Origin of the sequence: Pseudomonas sp. BNK-15, assembly GCF_047456105.1 — a bacterium.
GTDB lineage: Bacteria > Pseudomonadota > Gammaproteobacteria > Pseudomonadales > Pseudomonadaceae > Aquipseudomonas > Aquipseudomonas putida_E.
In genome coordinates this window covers 3,632,717-3,650,229 of the sequence record NZ_CP179898.1, presented here as the reverse complement: position 1 = coordinate 3,650,229, position 17,513 = coordinate 3,632,717, and the positions used below count along the sequence as shown (strand labels likewise).

The window sequence follows — 17,513 nt, the reverse complement described above, 5'->3', positions numbered from 1 at the left end:
CGATCATCCGTAAGGCGGGCGCCAGCATGAAAAAGCCCCGGCATCACTGCCGGGGCTTTTTCATTTCAGCTGTCCGATCAGGACGGCACCGCCACCGCCTGCCCGCTCATCGCCAGGTCGACCAGCTCGCGGTTGGCCACCGCGTACATCGCATAGTCGGTACCCGTCGCATTGCGCAGGTCGTCGAGCATGGCACGCCAGCGCTCGACCATTACCCGATGTTGCTCGGCCCACAGCGCCACGCGGGCATCCATGTCTTGCGGGGCATCGACCATCTGCAGCACCGAGATGGTGATGGCCCGTTGCTGCAGGTCGATATCGTCGCGGAACGCCTCGCGGGCCAGGGCCTGCCAGTTGTTCTCCACCGGCAGGTTGCTGATTTCCTGCAAGTACCAGGTCAAGTCCAGCGCACTGCCCACGGCGAAGAACGCCTTGGCCACCTGGGCCGGCTCATGCCCGGTCACGTCTGCCGCCTCGATGATCGGCAGCAACGTGTACAGGTGGCTGGTGCCTGCCACCATGCGTGCGAGCAACTCCGGCACGCCGGCATCGACGAAGCTCTGATAGCGGACCATCCAGCGTTCGCGGGTCGGGCCCTCCAGCAGTTCGTCGAGCTTGAGCCCCAACTGGGCGATTTTCGGCCCGAAGTGCGCGGTGTCGCGCCCGGCATCCTGCTCGTTGCGCCGGCTGCGCAGGAACCAGCGGGTCGCGCGGCGCCCCAGACGCATCAGCTCGTCCATCAGGGTCAGCTGGATTTCCGCCGGCACCTGGTAGTCCAACGCCTCTATCTGGCGGAACCAGTGCGGCAGATGGAAGATGTCACGCACGATCACATAGGCCCCGGCAACATTGGCCGGGCTCATGCCGGTCGACTCTTTCAGCCGCTGGACGAAGGTGATGCCCATGTTGTTGACCAGGTCGTTGGCGATCTGGGTACTGACGATCTCGCGCTTGAGGCGGTGGCGGCGCATGGCTTCGCCGAACTTGCTGACCAGCGACGGCGGGAAGGCGGTTTCCATGTCGCGGGTCAGGTAGTCATCGTCCGGCACCAGCGACTTGAGCAACTGCTCCTTGAGGTCGATCTTGCTGTAGGAAATCAGCACTGACAGCTCGGCACGGGTCAGGCCCTGGCCGGCCGCCAGGCGATCGGCCAACTGCTCCTCGGTCGGCAGGAACTCGATGGCACGGTCCAGCTTGCCACGGCTCTCGAGGTCGGCCATCAGGCGCTTGTACTCGGCGATCCGCTCGCGGGCGCGACGCGCCGCCAACGAAAGCGCCTGGGTCTGCTTGTAGTTGTTGCCAAGCACCAGCCCGCCCACTTCATCGGTCATGCTGCCAAGCAGCTGGTTGCGCTGCTTCTCGGTCATGTCGCCACCCTGCACCACTTCGTTGAGCAGGATCTTGATGTTGACCTCGTGGTCGGAGCAGTCCACCCCACCGGCGTTGTCGATGAAGTCGGTATTGGTGGCACCGCCGTTGAGGCCGAACTCGACACGGCCGAGCTGGGTCATGCCGAGGTTGCCGCCCTCGCCCACCACCTTGCAGCGCAGTTCGTTGCCGTTGACCCGCAACGCGTCATTGGCCTTGTCGCCGACATCGGCGTGGCTTTCGCTGCTGGCCTTGACGTAGGTACCGATGCCCCCGTTCCACAGCAGGTCTACCGGTGCCTTGAGCAATGCATGCAGCAGCTCGGTCGGTGTCAGCCGGTCGGCCTCGATGGCGAAGCGTTCCTTCATTTGCGGCGTGATGGCGATGCTCTTGGCACTGCGCGGGAAGATCCCGCCGCCTTCGGACATGATGCTGGTGTCGTAATCGCTCCAGGCCGAACGCGGCAAGTCGAACAGCCGCTGGCGCTCGGCGAAGCTGCTGGCCGGGTCCGGGTTCGGGTCGATGAAGATGTGCAGGTGGTTGAACGCCGCTACCAGTTGCAGCTTGTCGGACATCAGCAGGCCGTTGCCGAACACGTCACCGGCCATGTCACCGACGCCGATGACGGTGATCGGGTCCTGCTGCACATTGATGCCGCGCTCGCGGAAGTGGCGCTGCACGCCCACCCAGGCACCACGGGCGGTAATGCCCATCTTCTTGTGGTCGTAGCCGGCAGAGCCACCCGAGGCGAAGGCATCGCCCAGCCAGAAGCCGTAATCGATGGCGATGCCGTTGGCGATGTCGGAGAAGGTCGCGGTGCCCTTGTCGGCCGCCACCACCAGGTACGGGTCATCGTCATCGTGACGCACCACGTTGGCCGGTGGCACCACGCCGCCGTCCTTGAGGTTGTCGGTAATGTCGAGCAGGCCCGAGATGAATATGCGGTAGCAGGCCACGCCTTCGGCGGCGATTTCGTCACGCGTGCCGCCCAGCGGCAAACGCCGTGGCAGGAAGCCGCCCTTGGCACCGACGGGCACGATCACCGAGTTCTTCACCTGCTGGGCTTTGACCAGCCCAAGCACCTCGGTACGGAAGTCCTCTTCACGGTCCGACCAGCGCAGGCCACCGCGTGCCACATTGCCGAAGCGCAGGTGCACACCCTCGACCCTTGGCGAATAGACGAAGATCTCGAACTTGGGTACCGGTTTGGGCAGCTCGGGGATCAGCTTGGGGTTGAACTTGAAGCTGAAGTACGACTTGCTCTGGCCGTTGGCATCAGGCTGGTAGAAGTTGGTGCGCAGGGTGGCCTTGATCAGGTCCAGGTAGCGGCGCAGGATGCGGTCCTCGTTGAGCACCTGGACATCGTCCAGGGCGCTGAGGATAGCTTGTTCCAGGCGTTGCTGCTTGTCGTCCAGGTCATCGGCAGTGAGCTTGCGCGCCAGGTAGAAGCGGGTCTTGAACAACCGGGTCAGCTCACGGGCGATGTCGGTGTGGTTGTTCAGCGTGCTGGCGATGTAGCCAAGGTCGAAGCCCAGGCGGATCTGCTTGAGGTAGCGGGCATAGGCGCGCAGCAGCGCCACGTCGCGCCATGGCAGGCCGGCGGTGAGCACCAGGCGGTTGAACGCGTCATTCTCGGCATCGCCCTGGACGATATGGATGAACGCGTCCTGGAGCACGTCGTTGAGTTGCTGGATGTCCAGGCTCAAGCCTTCGCTGTAAGTGAAGGCGAAATCGTGGATCCAGTATTCACGACCACTGGCGTGGCGCAAGCGATAGGGGAACTCGCCCAGCACACGCAGGCCAAGGTTTTCCAGGATCGGCAGCACGTCCGACAACGCCAATGGCGTGTCCGCGTGGTACAGCTTGCAGTGCAGCAAGCGTTCGCCCAGACGCGTCAGCGGCTGGTAGAAGCTCATCGCCAGCGGCTTGCTTTCGGACAAGGCCAGCACATGTTGCAGGTCGACCACCGCAGAATGGGCGGCAAAGCGCTCACGGTAGCCGGCCGGGAAACCTTTGGGGAAATCGGCGAGAATATTGGTGCCCTGGGCTTCACCGAAGTTCTCCACCACCAGCGCGGCGTAGTCGTCATGCCACGAGCGGCAGGCCTGGATCACTTCGTTTTCCAGTTGCTGCGGGTCGATGGCGATACGGTTCTTCGGATCGACGCGCAAAATCAGCTGCACGCGTGCCAGCACCGATTCGGAGAAGAACGTCCAGAACTCGCAGTCGCTGGCCTTCAGGCGCTCCATCAGCACCTGCTGGATCTTCTGCCGCACTTCGGTGGAGTAGATTTCCCGTGGCACGTAGGCCAGGCAGTAGCAGAAGCGCCCGTACGGGTCCTTGCGCAGGAACACACGGATCTTGTTGCGCTCCTGGATCTGCACGATCGACATCACCGTGCTGAACAGCTCGTCGACCGGGGTCTGGAACAGATCGTCGCGTGGCAGCACTTCGAGTACCTGGGCCAGCTCCTTGCCCAGGTGTGCCTTGGCGTCGAAGCCGGAGCGGCGCTCGACCTCGGCGACCTTGACCCGGATGTATGGAATGGCGTGCACGCTCTCGCCGTACACCGACGAGGTGTAAAGGCCCATGAAGCGGTGTTCCTTGAGCACCTTGCCATCGGCGTCCAGCTGGCGGATCGAGACGTAATCCGGGTAGGCCGGGCGGTGGACCCGGCTGGGCAGTGCAGCCTTGGCGAACGACAACAGCAGCGGCTCTGCAAGGTAAGCCACCGCGTAGTCTTCGATACGCAGCTCTTCAGGCGTCAGGCCCACACGCAAGCGGCGCGGCAAGCCCAGGAACGACTGCTCGTCGTAGACCATCTGGCCGCCGGCGCTGTCGGCCTGCACGGTGAATTCTTCATAACCGAGGAAGGTGAAGTGGTTGTCCAGCAGCCACTCGAGGAACGCCTTGACCTCACCCTTTTCGTGGTGCGCTGGCGCAAACGCGGTTTGCTCCACCTGCGCCATGACTTCCTGCAGCTTGGCTTTCATCGGCTCGAAATCGGCCACCGCCACCCGCACCTCGGCCAGCACCTGCTCGATTTCGCGGGTGAGCACCGTCAATTCGGCAGCGTTGGCGCAGCGGTCGATCTCCAGGTACATCAGCGATTCATGGCACACACCCTCGCCCTGGGTACCCTTGGGCAACAGTTCGAGCAGATTGCCCTTGGCGTCACGACGCACGCTCAGCACCGTGGTCTGCAGCGTGTGAATGCTATAGCCGCGGCGGTTGAGCTCGGTACGTACCGAATCCACCAAGAACGGCAGGTCATCGTGCAGCACCTCGACCACGGTGTGGGTCGACTGCCAGCCATTGCGCTCGTAATCGGGGTTGTACACCCGCACCTGCGGATGCGCGGGGTCGAAGCGCTCGATGATGCGCCAGGCGGAAAGGGTACAGCCGGCCAGGTCCGACAGCCTGCGCTGGGTGAGCTCGTCCATGGAAATGATGCCGAAGAACTGTTCGGCGAACAGCGCCACTTGTGGCAGTGACTGCTCGCTGATGTGCTGCGCCAGGGCCGCTTGCAGTTGATGCTGGAAGTCGGCTTTGCTGGCTGCGGTGAAGAACGCCATCTGTGGTACTCCGCTTGGGCTTTGTAATAATTGAAGCGTCGCGTACATCCGACGATCACGGATCAACGATAGCCAACCCGTGGCAAGCCGGACGGTAATGTTCAGGGCTCGCGGAAGCTTAACGACTGATCGGTCATTACCGCTTGCAGCGCTGCGACAATTTCGGTCAAGGGGGGAAACTTTACGTTTATCGATGCCCCCAAGGCTGTCAGAATTCACTTTCGTTTCCATTGACCCGAGCCGCCTTCATGCAAATCAACACCGCCCTGCTGTTCGCCACCCCTTGCGATGACGAGGAAGACAACATGGCGACCTTGTGCTGCCACAGCGACAAGGGGCAGATGTTCCTGCTCACCCGCTACCCGGATGAGGACACCGTGGACCTGACCCTGGACGATGAACCGTCGACGCTCGATGGCCTGAAGGTGACCCTGAGCGCAAAGCGCCTGCTGATCGAAGTGGCGGCCGGGGATCGAGATGCGTTGAAGGGTGACGAAACGCTGGAGATCGTGCTGACATCGGCAGGGACTGACCTGGAAGAGGTCGAACTGACCTTGCGCAACATTCTGGAGGGGACAGGGACCTTCGTCAGCGAGCTCTGAAAGCCTGCCTGACGCGGCCGTCCAACCGCGGAGCGGTGGCTTCTCTGCGCGAGACGGCTCACCGGTGCGAGGGCCATGCCTGGCAACGCACACCTGATCGAAACGATTGACATCCCATACCCGCTACAGGCATTGTCTGACAACCTGACCACTAGGCAATCGCTTCCATGCTAGAACTCCAGCGCCCCGACACTCTGGTCGAACGGGTTGTCAGCGCCATCCGTGCAGAAATCGATTCCGGTCGCCTGGCCGCCGAAGCGCGCCTGCCCACTGAACAGCAACTGGCTGAACAACTGAACGTCAGCCGCTCGGTAGTGCGCGAAGCGGTAGCGCAGCTCAAGGCCGATGGCGTGCTGATCGCCCGCCGCGGGCTTGGCTCCTATATCTCGAAAACCCCCGGGGGCACGGTGTTCCGCTTCCCCGGCAGTACCGGTCGCAAACCCGACCTGGTGCAGATGTTCGAAATGCGCCTGTGGATCGAAACCCAGGCAGCGGCCATCGCCGCGCGCCGACGTGACGAACACGATCTGGCGAACATGGCCCAGGCCCTGCAGGAGATGCTCGACAAACGCAGCGACTTCGCCACTGCCTCGGCAGCTGATGTGGCCTTCCACAGGGCCATCGCCGAAGCCAGCAAGAACGATTACTTCGTGGCCTTCCATGACTTTCTCGGCGGCCAGTTGGCCAATGCACGGCGCACCGCCTGGGAAAACTCCGCAGCCCATTCGGTGGGCGGCTCGGCCGAAGCCAATCGCGAACACCAAGCGCTTTATCAGGCCATCGCCGACGGTGACCGCCAAAGGGCTGCGGCGTGTGCCGAAGCGCATCTGCGCGCCTCTGCCAAACGCCTGAAAATAGAACTACCTGCACTCGACTGATACCCAGAGCTTGCTGCGACCCGGCAAGCTCTTTTTTTTACGCATCCATTAGTCTGACAACCTGATAAGCAGATCCACCGACAAGAATCCCAAGGTACCCCTGCATGACATACGACTACTGCATCATCGGCGGCGGCATCGTCGGCCTGGCCACCGCGATGGCCCTGCTCCAACAACGCCCCGGGGCGTCATTGCTGATACTGGAAAAGGAGTCCAGCCTCGGCCGCCACCAGACGGGCCACAACAGTGGGGTGATCCATGCGGGCATTTACTATGCCCCGGGTAGCCTCAAGGCCGAGTTGTGCAAGCGTGGAGCCCTGGCGACCAAGGATTTTTGCCGCGAGCACGGCATTGCCTTCGATGTCTGCGGCAAACTGCTGGTGGCGTCCAACCCGCTGGAAATGCAGCGCATGCAGGCGCTGTACGAGCGTTCACAGCTCAACGGGCTGAAGGTCGAGCGGTTGGACGCCAGTGAACTCAGGCGCCGCGAACCCAATATCGCAGGCCTTGGTGCGCTGTTCGTCGATGCCACCGGCATCGTCGACTACAAGCAGGTGTGCGATGCCATGGCCAAGGTCATCGAGCAGGCCGGCGGCGAAGTGCGCCTGGCCACCACCGTGCAGGCCATCCGCGAGTTTGGCGATCATGTCGAAGTGTGCGATCACAGCCAGACCTGGCATGCCCGCCAGCTGGTCGCCTGCGCCGGCCTGCAATCCGACCGCCTGGCGCGCCTGGCCGGGGTAAAGATCGACCACCAGATAATCCCATTCCGCGGTGAGTACTATCGCCTGCCAGCCAGCAAGAACCAGATCGTCAACCACCTTATCTACCCGATTCCTGACCCACAGCTACCGTTCCTCGGTGTACACCTGACGCGCATGATCGACGGCAGTGTCACCGTCGGCCCCAACGCCGTGCTGGGTTTTGGCCGGGAAAACTACCGCAAGTTCGCGGTGAACTGGCGCGATGTGGCCGAGTACGTGCGCTTCCCTGGGTTCTGGAAAACGATCTGGAACAACCTCGGCTCCGGCACCACCGAGATGAAGAACTCGCTGTTCAAGCACGGCTACCTGGAGCAGTGCCGCAAGTACTGCCCGTCGCTGCAGGCCGGCGACCTGCTGCCCTTCGAGGCAGGCATCCGTGCCCAGGCCGTGATGCGTGACGGCACCTTGGTCCACGATTTTCTGTTCGCCGAGACCCCGCGCATGGTGCATGTCTGCAATGCACCGTCACCGGCTGCCACCTCGGCGATCCCCATCGGCCAGATGATCGCTGAAAAGATCCTCAAGGCCAGCTGAACCCTGCTGCACACCCCAACTACAAAGACAATAAGGAACATCAGATGTCGGTACACGAGGCGGCCCCGGCCGCGAGCGAGACACCAGCACAGAAACGCAAGCGCCTGCGCAAGGTGGCGGCGGCAACCATCTTCGGTTCGATGCTGGAGTGGTATGACTTCTACCTCTACGCGACCATGGCGGCGATCGTGTTCTCGAAGATTTTCTTCGATGCCAGCAACCCGGCAGTGGCTTCACTGCTGGCGTTCTCCACGTTTGCCATCGGTTTTGTCGCGCGCCCATTCGGCGGGGTTCTGTTTGGCTACCTGGGCGACCGCTTCGGCCGCAAGCATGTACTGGTTATCACGTTCTGCATGATGGGTGTGTGCACCGCGCTGATCGGTCTGATCCCCAGCTACGCCTCGATCGGTATCTGGGCACCGATTCTGCTGGTAGTGATCCGCATCATCCAGGGCCTGGGCGCCGGTGCAGAGCTGTCCGGGGCGGCCGTCACCTCCTACGAACATGCCAGCGAAGGCAAGCGCGGCAGCCAGGGCGCTTGGCCAGCACTGGGGCTCAACCTGGGCTTGCTGCTGTCGTCGCTAACCGTTTACCTGCTGACCATGAACGGCAACGAGTTTCTCCTCGCCGGTGGCTGGCGCATTCCGTTCATCGCCAGCATCGCCCTGGTGGCGATCGGCCTTTGGGTGCGTAAGAGCATTCCTGAGACACCGGACTTCAAAGAACTCGACAAGGCCGATGCCAAACCGCAGGAGTCACCGCTGAAACTGCTGTTCAGGAACGATCTCAAAGGCTTGGCCGTGGTGTTTTTCGTGGCCATCGGCTACAACGCTCTGAGCTACATATTCAAGACGTTCTCGCTGGCATACCTGACTCAGTTCAAAGGTGTCGAGGCACATGTCACCTCCCTGTCGGTGACCATCGCCAGCCTGGTGGCGATCTTTGCCGTACCGTTCTTCGGCTGGCTGTGCGACCGCTGGAGCAGCAAGACCGTGTTGATGCTCGGCGGCGTGCTGTCGGCGCTGTTTGCTTATCCATTCTTGCAGTTGCTGAGCAGCGGTGAGCCAACACTGATCTATGTGGCCATTGCCATCGGCACCGGCCTCCTCGCGCCAATGATGTTCGCCCCCCAGGGCTCGTTCCTTAGCCGGCAGTTCCCGACCCAGACGCGCTCTTCCGGTTTCGGCACCGGGCGCGAGATTGGCACTGCAGTGGCCGGCGGCCTGGCGCCCCTGGGCGGCCTTGCCTTGGTGGCGAACTCGGCGACCCACTCCACCGACGGCGTGGCTTTGATCCTGGCGGTTTCCGGTGTGCTGGTGGTGGTGTTTGCCTTGTGTGACCAAGGCCGCAAGCACTCCAGTTCGAAAAACTGACCCGGGCCGGCCTGCACATCGATAATGGTGGGCAGGCCGGCACCCGCATCAGCCAACCGGGTTCTTGTGCAGCACCCTGCCCGCCTTGCCCGGCCGGTCGATGTAAAACGAATCCAGCGCACTGTTATCCAGCCCTTTCACGGCGTTCCAGTGCGCCGATGTGTGTACATACTTTGCCTGCAGCAACGCTCGTTCCTGGGTCGTCAGGCGCAGTTGCGCACATTGCCCGAGGGCAAACTCATGCAGCTTGCGGCTGACAGGCAGCAACTCTGCCGGCAGGTGATGCGCATCGTCACAGCCCAAGGGAGCGAGCGGTACGCCACCGCGCACGGCCAGTTCACGCATGATGCTGAGGTAGACACGTGACAGATGGCCACTGACTTCACGTTCTCGGTACACAGCGGCGTACACCTGCTTTTCCGGGTCATCGCGCTTGGCTCGGCTGCCTTCGATCGGCACCTCCCAGCTGAGCAGCCTTGGCCGCGGATCGACCAGGCCTGCAAAAGTTGAGGTCAGCAGCCCATTGACCGCCGCATGGGCGCTTGTGCATTCAGCCGGCGTCGTCCGCGCGACCCGGCTCGACTGCGGTTTGCACAAAAGAACCTGCTCACGCATGTGCTCACGATAACCGCCACCGATATTCGAGTGCACACCCGGCACGACTATGTCGTTGTCGCTGCGCACCAGCGGGAAGTTGTGGCGCTGCTCATCGCCGGCCACCAGTTGCACCACCTGCCGGGCGACAAGTGTGTCCAGCCCGAGACGCAAACCGCCGTATTGATCGCTGGCAGGGTCGAAGCTGCCTTGCAAAGGTGCAACGATTGCCGCCACCGTATCGAACAGACCAATGAAATTGATCGCCCGGGGCCCGTGCAGCTCAGCCGGCAAGCCCGCCTCCTCCTTGCCCAGCCGATTGGCCAGATGCCTGGCCGCCGCAGCACCTCGACTGAAACCGAACAGGTCGAATTCGATGCACTTGGGTACAACCTGCGGATGCTCAGCCCGATAATCGCGCAGCTGCCTGCCAACCTCCACCAGCGCCTGATCTACCCGGGCCGCCACCCCCGCGCTTCCACGCCCCGTCGCCTGGGCGAAGGACGAGTCAGGCGCACCGTGTGTTGTACCGATACCTTCCACATAAACGCTGAAATGAACCTGACCTTGCACAGGCCCGGAGGGATAAAGCGCGTGCAGCAGGGCAATGTTACTGCGGGCATTGGCGTAACTACCCCCTGCGCAAGCGCGGCCGGTGGAAGCCAAGGGTGCAGCGTTGCCCTGATTGTTGCCGGTGCCATCGAAAAAAACGCCCACCCGCAGGGTGACCGGGGCAGGTATACCGTACTGCTTGCTCATCATCATGCTCCTTCATGATTCGAAGAGCACAAGCAAGCGACAGATCACCGCCACCGGGAATCGGAGAACACCTGAAACGCACGCGGATATTCCACCGCTTCAATGCGCATAAAAAACCGGGGCGTAATTGGTCGCCACCCCCCGGATAGATTAAAGTATCCACCCCTGCCAGGTCCGTCGCGCTCCGCGCCCGCCCTGGCCCAATCCCAGGAACCGCCGCCGATGGAACACCGTGAAGCGCTGATCGCGCTACGCACCTTTCTTTCCTCCCAGATCCTAGGCCAGGAAAAACTGGTCGAGCGGCTGTTGATCGTGCTGCTGGCCGACGGCCACATGCTGGTCGAGGGCGCCCCGGGCCTGGCCAAGACCAAGGCCATCAAAGAGCTGGCCGAAGGTGTCGAAGCGCAGTTCCATCGCATCCAGTTCACCCCTGATCTGCTCCCGGCCGACATTACCGGCACAGAAATCTACCGCCCGGAAACCGGCAGCTTCGTGTTCCAGCAGGGGCCGATCTTCCACAACCTGGTGCTGGCTGACGAAATCAACCGGGCACCGGCCAAGGTGCAGTCGGCGTTGCTCGAGGCGATGGCCGAACGCCAGGTCAGTGTCGGGCGCAGTACCTATGACCTGTCGCCGCTGTTTCTGGTCATGGCCACGCAAAACCCGATCGAGCAGGAAGGAACCTACCCGCTGCCGGAGGCCCAGCTCGACCGTTTCCTGATGCACGTGAAGATCGGCTTCCCCGATGCGGCGGTGGAGCGACGCATTCTGGCCCAGGCCCGCGGTGAAGCGCTGGGTGGCGAAGTCAAACCTGAACGGCGTGTCAGCCAGCAGGCCATCTTTGCCGCACGCAAGGAAATCCTTGGCCTGTACATGGCCGACGCGGTGGAGGAATACCTCGTGCAACTGGTCATGGCAACGCGCACACCGGCCAAGTTCGATACCGAGCTGGCCGACTGGATCGCCTACGGCGCCAGCCCGCGCGGTTCCATCGCTCTGGATCGTTGTGCGCGGGCGCATGCCTGGCTGGCCGGGCGCGACTTCGTCAGCCCCGAGGATATCCAGGCCGTGCTGTTCGACGTGCTGCGCCACCGCATCATCCTCTCCTTCGAAGCCGAAGCGGCAGGGGTCGACCAGGACCGCGTGGTCCAGCGCATCCTTGACGTCGTCGCCGTTGCCTGAGCCCATGCCCACCGCTCAGCAGGCCGAACCCGGCATCCGCATCGGCCTCGCCGAGCTGATCGACATGCGCCACCGGGTGCGCGAGATCCAGTTGTTCTCCCGGCCTGGCCAGCGCAGCCCGCTGGTCGGCCTGCACCACTCCAAGCTGCGCGGGCGCGGCGTGGACTTCGACCAGGTGCGCGTCTACCAGGCCGGTGACGACGTACGCAACATCGACTGGCGGGTCACCGCACGCACCCAAGAGCCGCATACCAAGCTGTTCCATGAAGAACGCGAGCGGCCGATCTTCATCCTCGTCGAGCAAAGCCAGCGACTGTTCTTCGGCTCGGGGCTGATGTTCAAGTCAGTGCTCGCGGCCCAGGCTGCGGCGCTGTTCGGTTGGGCTGCGCTGGGCCACAACGACCGTATCGGCGGGTTGGTGTTCGGCGATGATGAGCACCACGAAATCAAGCCGCGGCGCAGCAAGCAAAGCCTGCTGCAGTTGCTCAACCGTATGGCGAAGGTCAACCAGGCGCTGCACACCGAAGCCGCGCCCCACGCTGACAGCCTGGGCCTGGCTTTGCGCCGCGCACGTGAAGTACTGCGCCCAGGCAGCCTGGCCATCGTCATTTGCGACGAGCGCTCGCTCAGCGCCCAGGCTGAACAGCACCTGGCGATGCTCTCGCGCCATTGCGACCTGCTGCTGATGCCGGTTTCCGACCCGCTCGACCATGCCTTGCCTGCTGCTGGCCTGCTGCGTTTTTCCCAGCGCGGTGCGCAGCTGGAGCTAGACACGCTGGACACCAACCTGCGCCAGGCCTACCGTCAGCAGGCCGAAGCGCGTATCGAACGCTGGGACTTGATGGCGCAAAAGCTGCGCGTGGTGCTGATGCCACTGAGCACCCAAAGCGAAATGATCGAGCAGTTGCGCGAATACCTCAATGCCCAGCGCCCTGGGAGCAGTAAATGAATCCGCTGGATCAGCTGCAGCCGCTGATCGCACCCTCGGCGATTGGCCTGTGGCCACCGGCACCAGGCTGGTGGCTGCTGCTCGCCTTGCTGCCACTGCTGGCCTGGGGCCTGTGGCGGCTGCGGCGCTGGCGCCCGGGCAAGCGCCGGGTGGTGCGTGCCGAACAGCCGCTCGACCCGGTGCGCCTAGAGGCGCTGGCCGAACTTGCCCGCCTACCCCGCCCCTACGACGGCGCGCCGGCCGGGGCCTGGTTGCAGCAGATCAACGCCTTGCTCAAACGCCTGTGCCGCAACCATTACCCCGGGGCCAACAGCCATACACTCAACGGCCGCCAGTGGCTGGCGTTCCTCGACAACCGCTGCCCGGCCGCCGGCCTGACCCGCTGGATGGTATTGGTCGAGGGCGCGTACAAGCCCGAGTGCAAGCTCGACGACAAGGCCATCGTCGGGCTCAGCCAGGCCGTCGAAACCTGGATTCGCAAACATGTTTGAACTGGCCTGGCCGTGGATCTTCGTGCTGTTGCCGCTGCCGTGGCTGGCGCGCCTGGTGCTGCCCGCCGCTGACAGCGGCGAGCCGGTGCTCAAGGTGGGCTTTCTCCACGAGCTGGAAGGCCTGGCCGGCCGGCGTGCGCGCCTGAACCTGCCAACCTGGCGCCAGCAGGCGCCGTTCGTGGTGATCTGGCTGCTGCTGTTGCTCGCCGCTGCCCGCCCGCAATGGCTGGGCGACCCGTTACCGGTGGCCGCCAGTGGCCGTGACCTGATGGTTGCAGTGGATGTGTCCGGCTCCATGGACTTCCCCGACATGCAGTGGAAGGACGACGAAGTCAGCCGCCTCGACCTGGTCAAGGCATTGATGGGCGACTTCCTGCAGGACCGCGAAGGCGACCGCGTCGGCCTGATTCTGTTTGGCAGCCAGGCCTACCTGCAGGCACCGCTGACCTTTGACCGGCGCACTGTGCGTACCTTCCTCGACGAAGCGCAAATCGGCATAGCTGGCAAAAACACCGCCATCGGTGACGCCATTGGCCTTGCGGTCAAACGCCTGCGCCAGCGCCCTGCGCAAAGCCGCGTGCTGGTGCTGATTACCGACGGCGCCAACAATGGCGGGCAGATCCACCCATTGACCGCCGCCCGCCTGGCCGCCCAGGAAGGCGTGCGCATCTACACCATCGGCATCGGCGCCAACCCCGAGGCCAGCGGTACACCTGGCCTGCTCGGGCTCAACCCAAGCCTGGACCTGGACGAAGCCTCGCTCAAGGAAATCGCCGAGCTGACCCGCGGCGCGTACTTCCGCGCCCACGACGGTGCCGAACTGGACGCCATCGGCGATACCCTGGATCAGCTCGAACCCGTCGCCCAGCAGCCGACCCAGGCGCGCACGGCCAAGGCCCTGTATGCCTGGCCATTGGCCCTGGCCTTACTGCTCAGCGTGCTGCTGGTGGTGGCGGTGCAATGGCCAAACAACCTGCTGCAACGGGGCCTGCGCAAACCGCGCTTCCTGCAGCCCCACCCGCAATGGCGTGAGCGCCTTAAACGGCTGCGCTTGAGGAAGCGGCGATGATCGATCTGTGGCCGCAATGGTTGCGCCCCCTCTGGCTGCTGGTAGTGCCGCTGCTCGCCTGGCTGCTGTTCAAGCTGTGGCACCGGCGCAAGCGCGCCGGGCGCTGGCAGATGATCCTGCCCAAGGCATTCCACCCGGTGCTGCTCGGTGGCGGCAGTGGCAGCAACAGCAAACTGCCCTGGGTGGCCCTCGGCCTTGCCTGGTTGCTGGTCGTTCTGGCGCTGCTCGGGCCGAGCTGGCAGCGTGTGGAGGAATCCCGCCAACGCCCGGCCGACCCGCTGGTGATCCTGCTCGAACTGACGCCGCAGATGCTTGCCGAGGACACCCCGCCCAACCGGCTGCAGCAGGCTCGGCGCAAGGTCCTGGACCTGCTCGAACACCGCCGCGACAGCCAGACCGCCCTGATCGTCTACGCAGGCAGCGCACACACCTTGGTGCCGCTGTCCGACGACCTGAGCACCACGCGCAACCTGCTCGAGGCCATCGACCCTTCGATCATGCCGCAGCCCGGCCAACGCGCCGACCTGGCCGTGCAAAAAGGCCTGGCCCTGCTGGCGCAGAGCGGCCTGGGCCAAGGCCGCCTGTTGCTGATCGGTTCGGCATTGAGCGGCCCGGAACGCCAAGGCATCGTCCAGGCCCTGGGCCGCCAGGGCCCGAGCCTGTTGATGCTCGGAGTCGGCACCAGCGACGGGGCTCCGGTGCGCCAGGCCAACGGCGAGTTCCTCAAGGACGAGCAAGGTGCCATTCTGGTACCGCGCCTGGACAGCGGCGGCCTCAGGGCGTTTATCAACAGCACCGGCGGACGCTACCGTCATGCCCGCATCGACGACCTCGACCTGCGTGGCCTGGGCCTGTACGACAACCCGCGCATCCTGCGCAATGACGGCCAGAACGTGCAACTCGACAGCTGGGCCGACCAAGGCTACTGGCTGTTGATCCCCCTGTTACTGCTGGCCGCCTGCGCGGGTCGGCGCGGCTGGCTGTTCTGCCTGCCGCTGCTGCTGGCCCTGCCGCAGCCAAGCCAGGCCTTGGAGTTCAATGACCTGTGGTTGCGCCCCGACCAGCAGGGCCAGCGCCTGCTTGAACAGAACCGCCCGGCGGACGCCGCCCGGCACTTCCAGGACCCGCAATGGCGCGGCATGGCGCTGTACCAGGCCGGCGACTACGCCGCGGCCGCCAAGGCCTTTGCCCAAGGCAATACGACAGCGGCCCACTACAATCGAGGCAATGCCCTGGCCCGCAGCGGCGAGCTGGAAGCCGCCCTGGATGCCTATGAGCAAGCCCTCGAGCGCCAGCCCGATTTCAAGCCGGCGCTGGATAACCAGGCACTGATCCAGCAGCTGTTGCAGCAACGCGAAGCACAGGCCGAGGAACAACCGGCCAAAGACGATGCCCAAGGCACGCCCGGCAGCGAGACCGAGGGCAACAGCAGCTCGGCCAGCAGCCCGGCGCAGGGCACGCCCGGCAACGATGAACCGGCCAACGCCGAACAGCCCGGCCAAGACAGCAACAACAGCCAGGCCACTCCCGGAAACCAGGGTGGCGACGATGACAGCATCACCCAGCCGCCCAAGCGGCCGGTTTCCACCAGCCTGGACGCCGAGCAACGCCAGGCCCTGGAACAATGGCTGAGGGAAATCCCCGACAACCCGGCGCAGCTGCTACGCCGCAAATTCTGGTATGAACAGCAATTGCATCAGGAAACCCCACGATGAGTCGCCTCGGCGTCTTTCTCTTCAGCCTCTTCTGGGCCCTTCTGGCCCAGGCCGAGCCGACCCTGCAGGCCAGCGTCGATCGCACTCGCCTGGGCGCCGGCGAAACTTTGGAACTGACCCTCGAAAGCCAGGATGTGACCCAGTTCGGCAAGCCCGACCTGCGCGCCCTGGACGGCGACTTCGAAGTGCGCGGCACGCGCCAGTTGAACAGCCTGCATACCCTCGACGGCGAGACCCGCGCCAGCACCCGCTGGATCATTACCCTGCTGCCAAGGCGTAGCGGCAGCCTGCGTATTCCTGAGCTGCAACTGGGCCAGTCACACAGCCAGGCCATCGATCTGCAGGTGCTGCAGGCCGACGCCAGCCGCCCGGATACTGCGTCCCAGATATTCGTCGAAGCCACGCTGGACAGCAACGAGGTCTATGTCCAGGCCCAGGCCGTGCTGACCCTGCGCATCTACCATTCGGTGTCGCTGTACGATGACAGCAGCCTGAGCCCGCTGCAGCTGGAAAACGCCAAGGTCGAGCCGCTGGGTGACTCACGCACCTATGAGAAGGACATCAACGGCGTACGCCACGGGGTGATCGAGACACGCTACGCACTCTATCCGCAGCACAGCGGCACCCTGGAAATCGCGCCGCTCACGTTCACCGCCACCGCCGCCGATAACGCTCAGCAGCCTGAGGGCGCTGCACGCACCGCTCGCCAGGTACAGGTCAGGTCGCTGCCGCTGCGCCTGACCGTACGCCCGATCCCCGCCGCCTGGCCCGCGGCCGAACCGTGGTTGCCAGCCCGCAGCCTGACCCTGGAGGAGCACTGGAACCCCGACCCAGGCAGGCAGCAAACCCAGATAGGCGATTCGCTGACCCGCAGCATCACGCTGCGCGCCGAAGGGCTGTCCAGCACCCAGTTGCCGCAATTGCCCGCCACGGAAATCGCCGGGCTGCGCCGCTACCCGGACCAACCGCTGCTGCGCAACGAAATCAGCGAGCGCGGCATGACCGCCAACCGCGAGGAGCGCGAGGCACTGGTGCCCACCCACAGCGGCGAACTTGCCCTGCCGGCGCTGGAAGTCACCTGGTGGAATACCCGCGAGGACCATCTGGAGCACAGCAGCCTGCCGGCGCGTAACCTGAACGTGCAGGACAACCCTGCCCTGAGCGCCGACACCCCGGTAGGCGATGCCGGCAGCGCAAGCCATCTGCTCTGGCCTTGGCAACTCTGCACCGTGATTTTCGCCCTCACCACGGCGCTCGGTTTTACCCTGTGGTGGCGCGCCCGCTCGCAACCAGCGGTACTGCGCGCCGCGCAGACCGGCCCAAGCCCACGCACCCTGCTGGACGACCTCAAGCGCGCCTGCCAGGCCAACGACCCACAGGCCACCCGCCAGGCCCTCGACGCCTGGGCGCGGCAGCAGCCGGAGACCTTGGCGGAGATGGCGGCGCGGTTCGTGCCGCTGTCGGATGCGCTGGATGGGTTGAACGGGGCGCTTTACAGCGAGAGTGGGCAGTATTGGCAGGGGGAGGATTTGTGGCGGGCGATTGGCACGATTCCACCGGCGGAACAGGTGTTGTTGCCTTCGGGTGAGCCGGGGAGCTTGCCGCCGCTTTATCCGAAGTGATTGAGAGAGGGGCGCAGCACTAAAGACAGGCCCCTCTC

Annotated in this window: 12 protein-coding genes; 10 read left to right on the top strand and 2 right to left on the bottom strand. The window is 64.1% G+C overall.

Annotated features, from left to right (window positions below; all coding sequences use genetic code 11):
• Positions 1-77: 77 nt before the first annotated feature.
• A complete protein-coding gene (locus ACMGF5_RS16680; protein WP_046786499.1) occupies positions 78-4,943 on the bottom strand; it encodes an NAD-glutamate dehydrogenase in 4,866 nt (1,621 codons plus the stop codon).
• A 248-nt stretch (positions 4,944-5,191) separates the two neighbouring features.
• Between ACMGF5_RS16680 and ACMGF5_RS16675 the strand changes: the two genes are divergently transcribed.
• The 4 genes from ACMGF5_RS16675 to ACMGF5_RS16660 all read left to right on the top strand — a co-directional run bounded on the left by ACMGF5_RS16675 (position 5,192) and on the right by ACMGF5_RS16660 (position 9,094).
• Positions 5,192-5,545, top strand: coding sequence for a hypothetical protein (locus ACMGF5_RS16675; RefSeq protein ID WP_012313505.1), 354 nt, complete (start codon positions 5,192-5,194; stop codon positions 5,543-5,545).
• Positions 5,546-5,712: 167 nt separating this feature from the next.
• Entirely contained in the window at positions 5,713-6,423 is a 711-nt protein-coding gene (locus tag ACMGF5_RS16670; RefSeq protein WP_012313504.1) for a FadR/GntR family transcriptional regulator, read from the top strand.
• A 104-nt stretch (positions 6,424-6,527) separates the two neighbouring features.
• On the top strand, positions 6,528-7,721 hold the full coding sequence (gene lhgO, locus ACMGF5_RS16665; protein ID WP_115275431.1) for an L-2-hydroxyglutarate oxidase: 1,194 nt from the start codon (positions 6,528-6,530) through the stop codon (positions 7,719-7,721).
• A 44-nt stretch (positions 7,722-7,765) separates the two neighbouring features.
• The gene (locus ACMGF5_RS16660; RefSeq protein ID WP_012313502.1) at positions 7,766-9,094 is read left to right on the top strand and encodes an MFS transporter; all 1,329 of its coding nucleotides are present in this window, start codon (positions 7,766-7,768) and stop codon (positions 9,092-9,094) included.
• A 48-nt stretch (positions 9,095-9,142) separates the two neighbouring features.
• Here ACMGF5_RS16660 and ACMGF5_RS16655 read toward each other — a convergent pair whose 3' ends face one another.
• Positions 9,143-10,450 (bottom strand): T6SS phospholipase effector Tle1-like catalytic domain-containing protein, encoded by a 1,308-nt coding sequence (locus ACMGF5_RS16655; RefSeq protein ID WP_115275432.1) that lies wholly within the window; start codon positions 10,448-10,450, stop codon positions 9,143-9,145.
• A 219-nt stretch (positions 10,451-10,669) separates the two neighbouring features.
• Between ACMGF5_RS16655 and ACMGF5_RS16650 the strand changes: the two genes are divergently transcribed.
• Genes ACMGF5_RS16650 through ACMGF5_RS16625 form a run of 6 tightly spaced genes read left to right on the top strand, consistent with a single transcriptional unit; the run spans position 10,670 to position 17,475 of the window.
• On the top strand, positions 10,670-11,629 hold the full coding sequence (locus tag ACMGF5_RS16650) for an AAA family ATPase (protein WP_039601915.1): 960 nt from the start codon (positions 10,670-10,672) through the stop codon (positions 11,627-11,629).
• 4 nt (positions 11,630-11,633) lie between these two features.
• Complete coding sequence (locus tag ACMGF5_RS16645; RefSeq protein ID WP_046786502.1) at positions 11,634-12,578, top strand: DUF58 domain-containing protein; 945 nt, start codon at positions 11,634-11,636, stop codon at positions 12,576-12,578.
• Positions 12,575-13,069, top strand: a complete 495-nt coding sequence (locus ACMGF5_RS16640) for a DUF4381 domain-containing protein (protein WP_046786503.1) — start codon at positions 12,575-12,577, stop codon at positions 13,067-13,069. The genes ACMGF5_RS16645 and ACMGF5_RS16640 overlap by 4 nt, the downstream gene beginning before the upstream one ends.
• Positions 13,062-14,138, top strand: a complete 1,077-nt coding sequence (locus ACMGF5_RS16635) for a vWA domain-containing protein (protein ID WP_115275435.1) — start codon at positions 13,062-13,064, stop codon at positions 14,136-14,138. The genes ACMGF5_RS16640 and ACMGF5_RS16635 overlap by 8 nt, the downstream gene beginning before the upstream one ends.
• Positions 14,135-15,853, top strand: a complete 1,719-nt coding sequence (locus tag ACMGF5_RS16630) for a vWA domain-containing protein (protein ID WP_414156981.1) — start codon at positions 14,135-14,137, stop codon at positions 15,851-15,853. The genes ACMGF5_RS16635 and ACMGF5_RS16630 overlap by 4 nt, the downstream gene beginning before the upstream one ends.
• Positions 15,850-17,475: a BatD family protein gene (locus ACMGF5_RS16625; protein WP_281868473.1), complete on the top strand. Its 1,626-nt coding sequence runs from the start codon at positions 15,850-15,852 to the stop codon at positions 17,473-17,475. The genes ACMGF5_RS16630 and ACMGF5_RS16625 overlap by 4 nt, the downstream gene beginning before the upstream one ends.
• Positions 17,476-17,513: the final 38 nt, after the last annotated feature.

What these genes read in the sequence shown, in the direction of transcription:
- ACMGF5_RS16680 (WP_046786499.1), bottom strand. Translation starts at nt 4,943, where the DNA reads ATGGCGTTCTTCACCGCAGCCAGCAAAGCCGACTTCCAGCATCAACTG.
- ACMGF5_RS16675 (WP_012313505.1), top strand. Translation starts at nt 5,192, where the DNA reads ATGCAAATCAACACCGCCCTGCTGTTCGCCACCCCTTGCGATGACGAG.
- ACMGF5_RS16670 (WP_012313504.1), top strand. Translation starts at nt 5,713, where the DNA reads ATGCTAGAACTCCAGCGCCCCGACACTCTGGTCGAACGGGTTGTCAGC.
- lhgO (WP_115275431.1), top strand. Translation starts at nt 6,528, where the DNA reads ATGACATACGACTACTGCATCATCGGCGGCGGCATCGTCGGCCTGGCC.
- ACMGF5_RS16660 (WP_012313502.1), top strand. Translation starts at nt 7,766, where the DNA reads ATGTCGGTACACGAGGCGGCCCCGGCCGCGAGCGAGACACCAGCACAG.
- ACMGF5_RS16655 (WP_115275432.1), bottom strand. Translation starts at nt 10,450, where the DNA reads ATGATGAGCAAGCAGTACGGTATACCTGCCCCGGTCACCCTGCGGGTG.
- ACMGF5_RS16650 (WP_039601915.1), top strand. Translation starts at nt 10,670, where the DNA reads ATGGAACACCGTGAAGCGCTGATCGCGCTACGCACCTTTCTTTCCTCC.
- ACMGF5_RS16645 (WP_046786502.1), top strand. Translation starts at nt 11,634, where the DNA reads ATGCCCACCGCTCAGCAGGCCGAACCCGGCATCCGCATCGGCCTCGCC.
- ACMGF5_RS16640 (WP_046786503.1), top strand. Translation starts at nt 12,575, where the DNA reads ATGAATCCGCTGGATCAGCTGCAGCCGCTGATCGCACCCTCGGCGATT.
- ACMGF5_RS16635 (WP_115275435.1), top strand. Translation starts at nt 13,062, where the DNA reads ATGTTTGAACTGGCCTGGCCGTGGATCTTCGTGCTGTTGCCGCTGCCG.
- ACMGF5_RS16630 (WP_414156981.1), top strand. Translation starts at nt 14,135, where the DNA reads ATGATCGATCTGTGGCCGCAATGGTTGCGCCCCCTCTGGCTGCTGGTA.
- ACMGF5_RS16625 (WP_281868473.1), top strand. Translation starts at nt 15,850, where the DNA reads ATGAGTCGCCTCGGCGTCTTTCTCTTCAGCCTCTTCTGGGCCCTTCTG.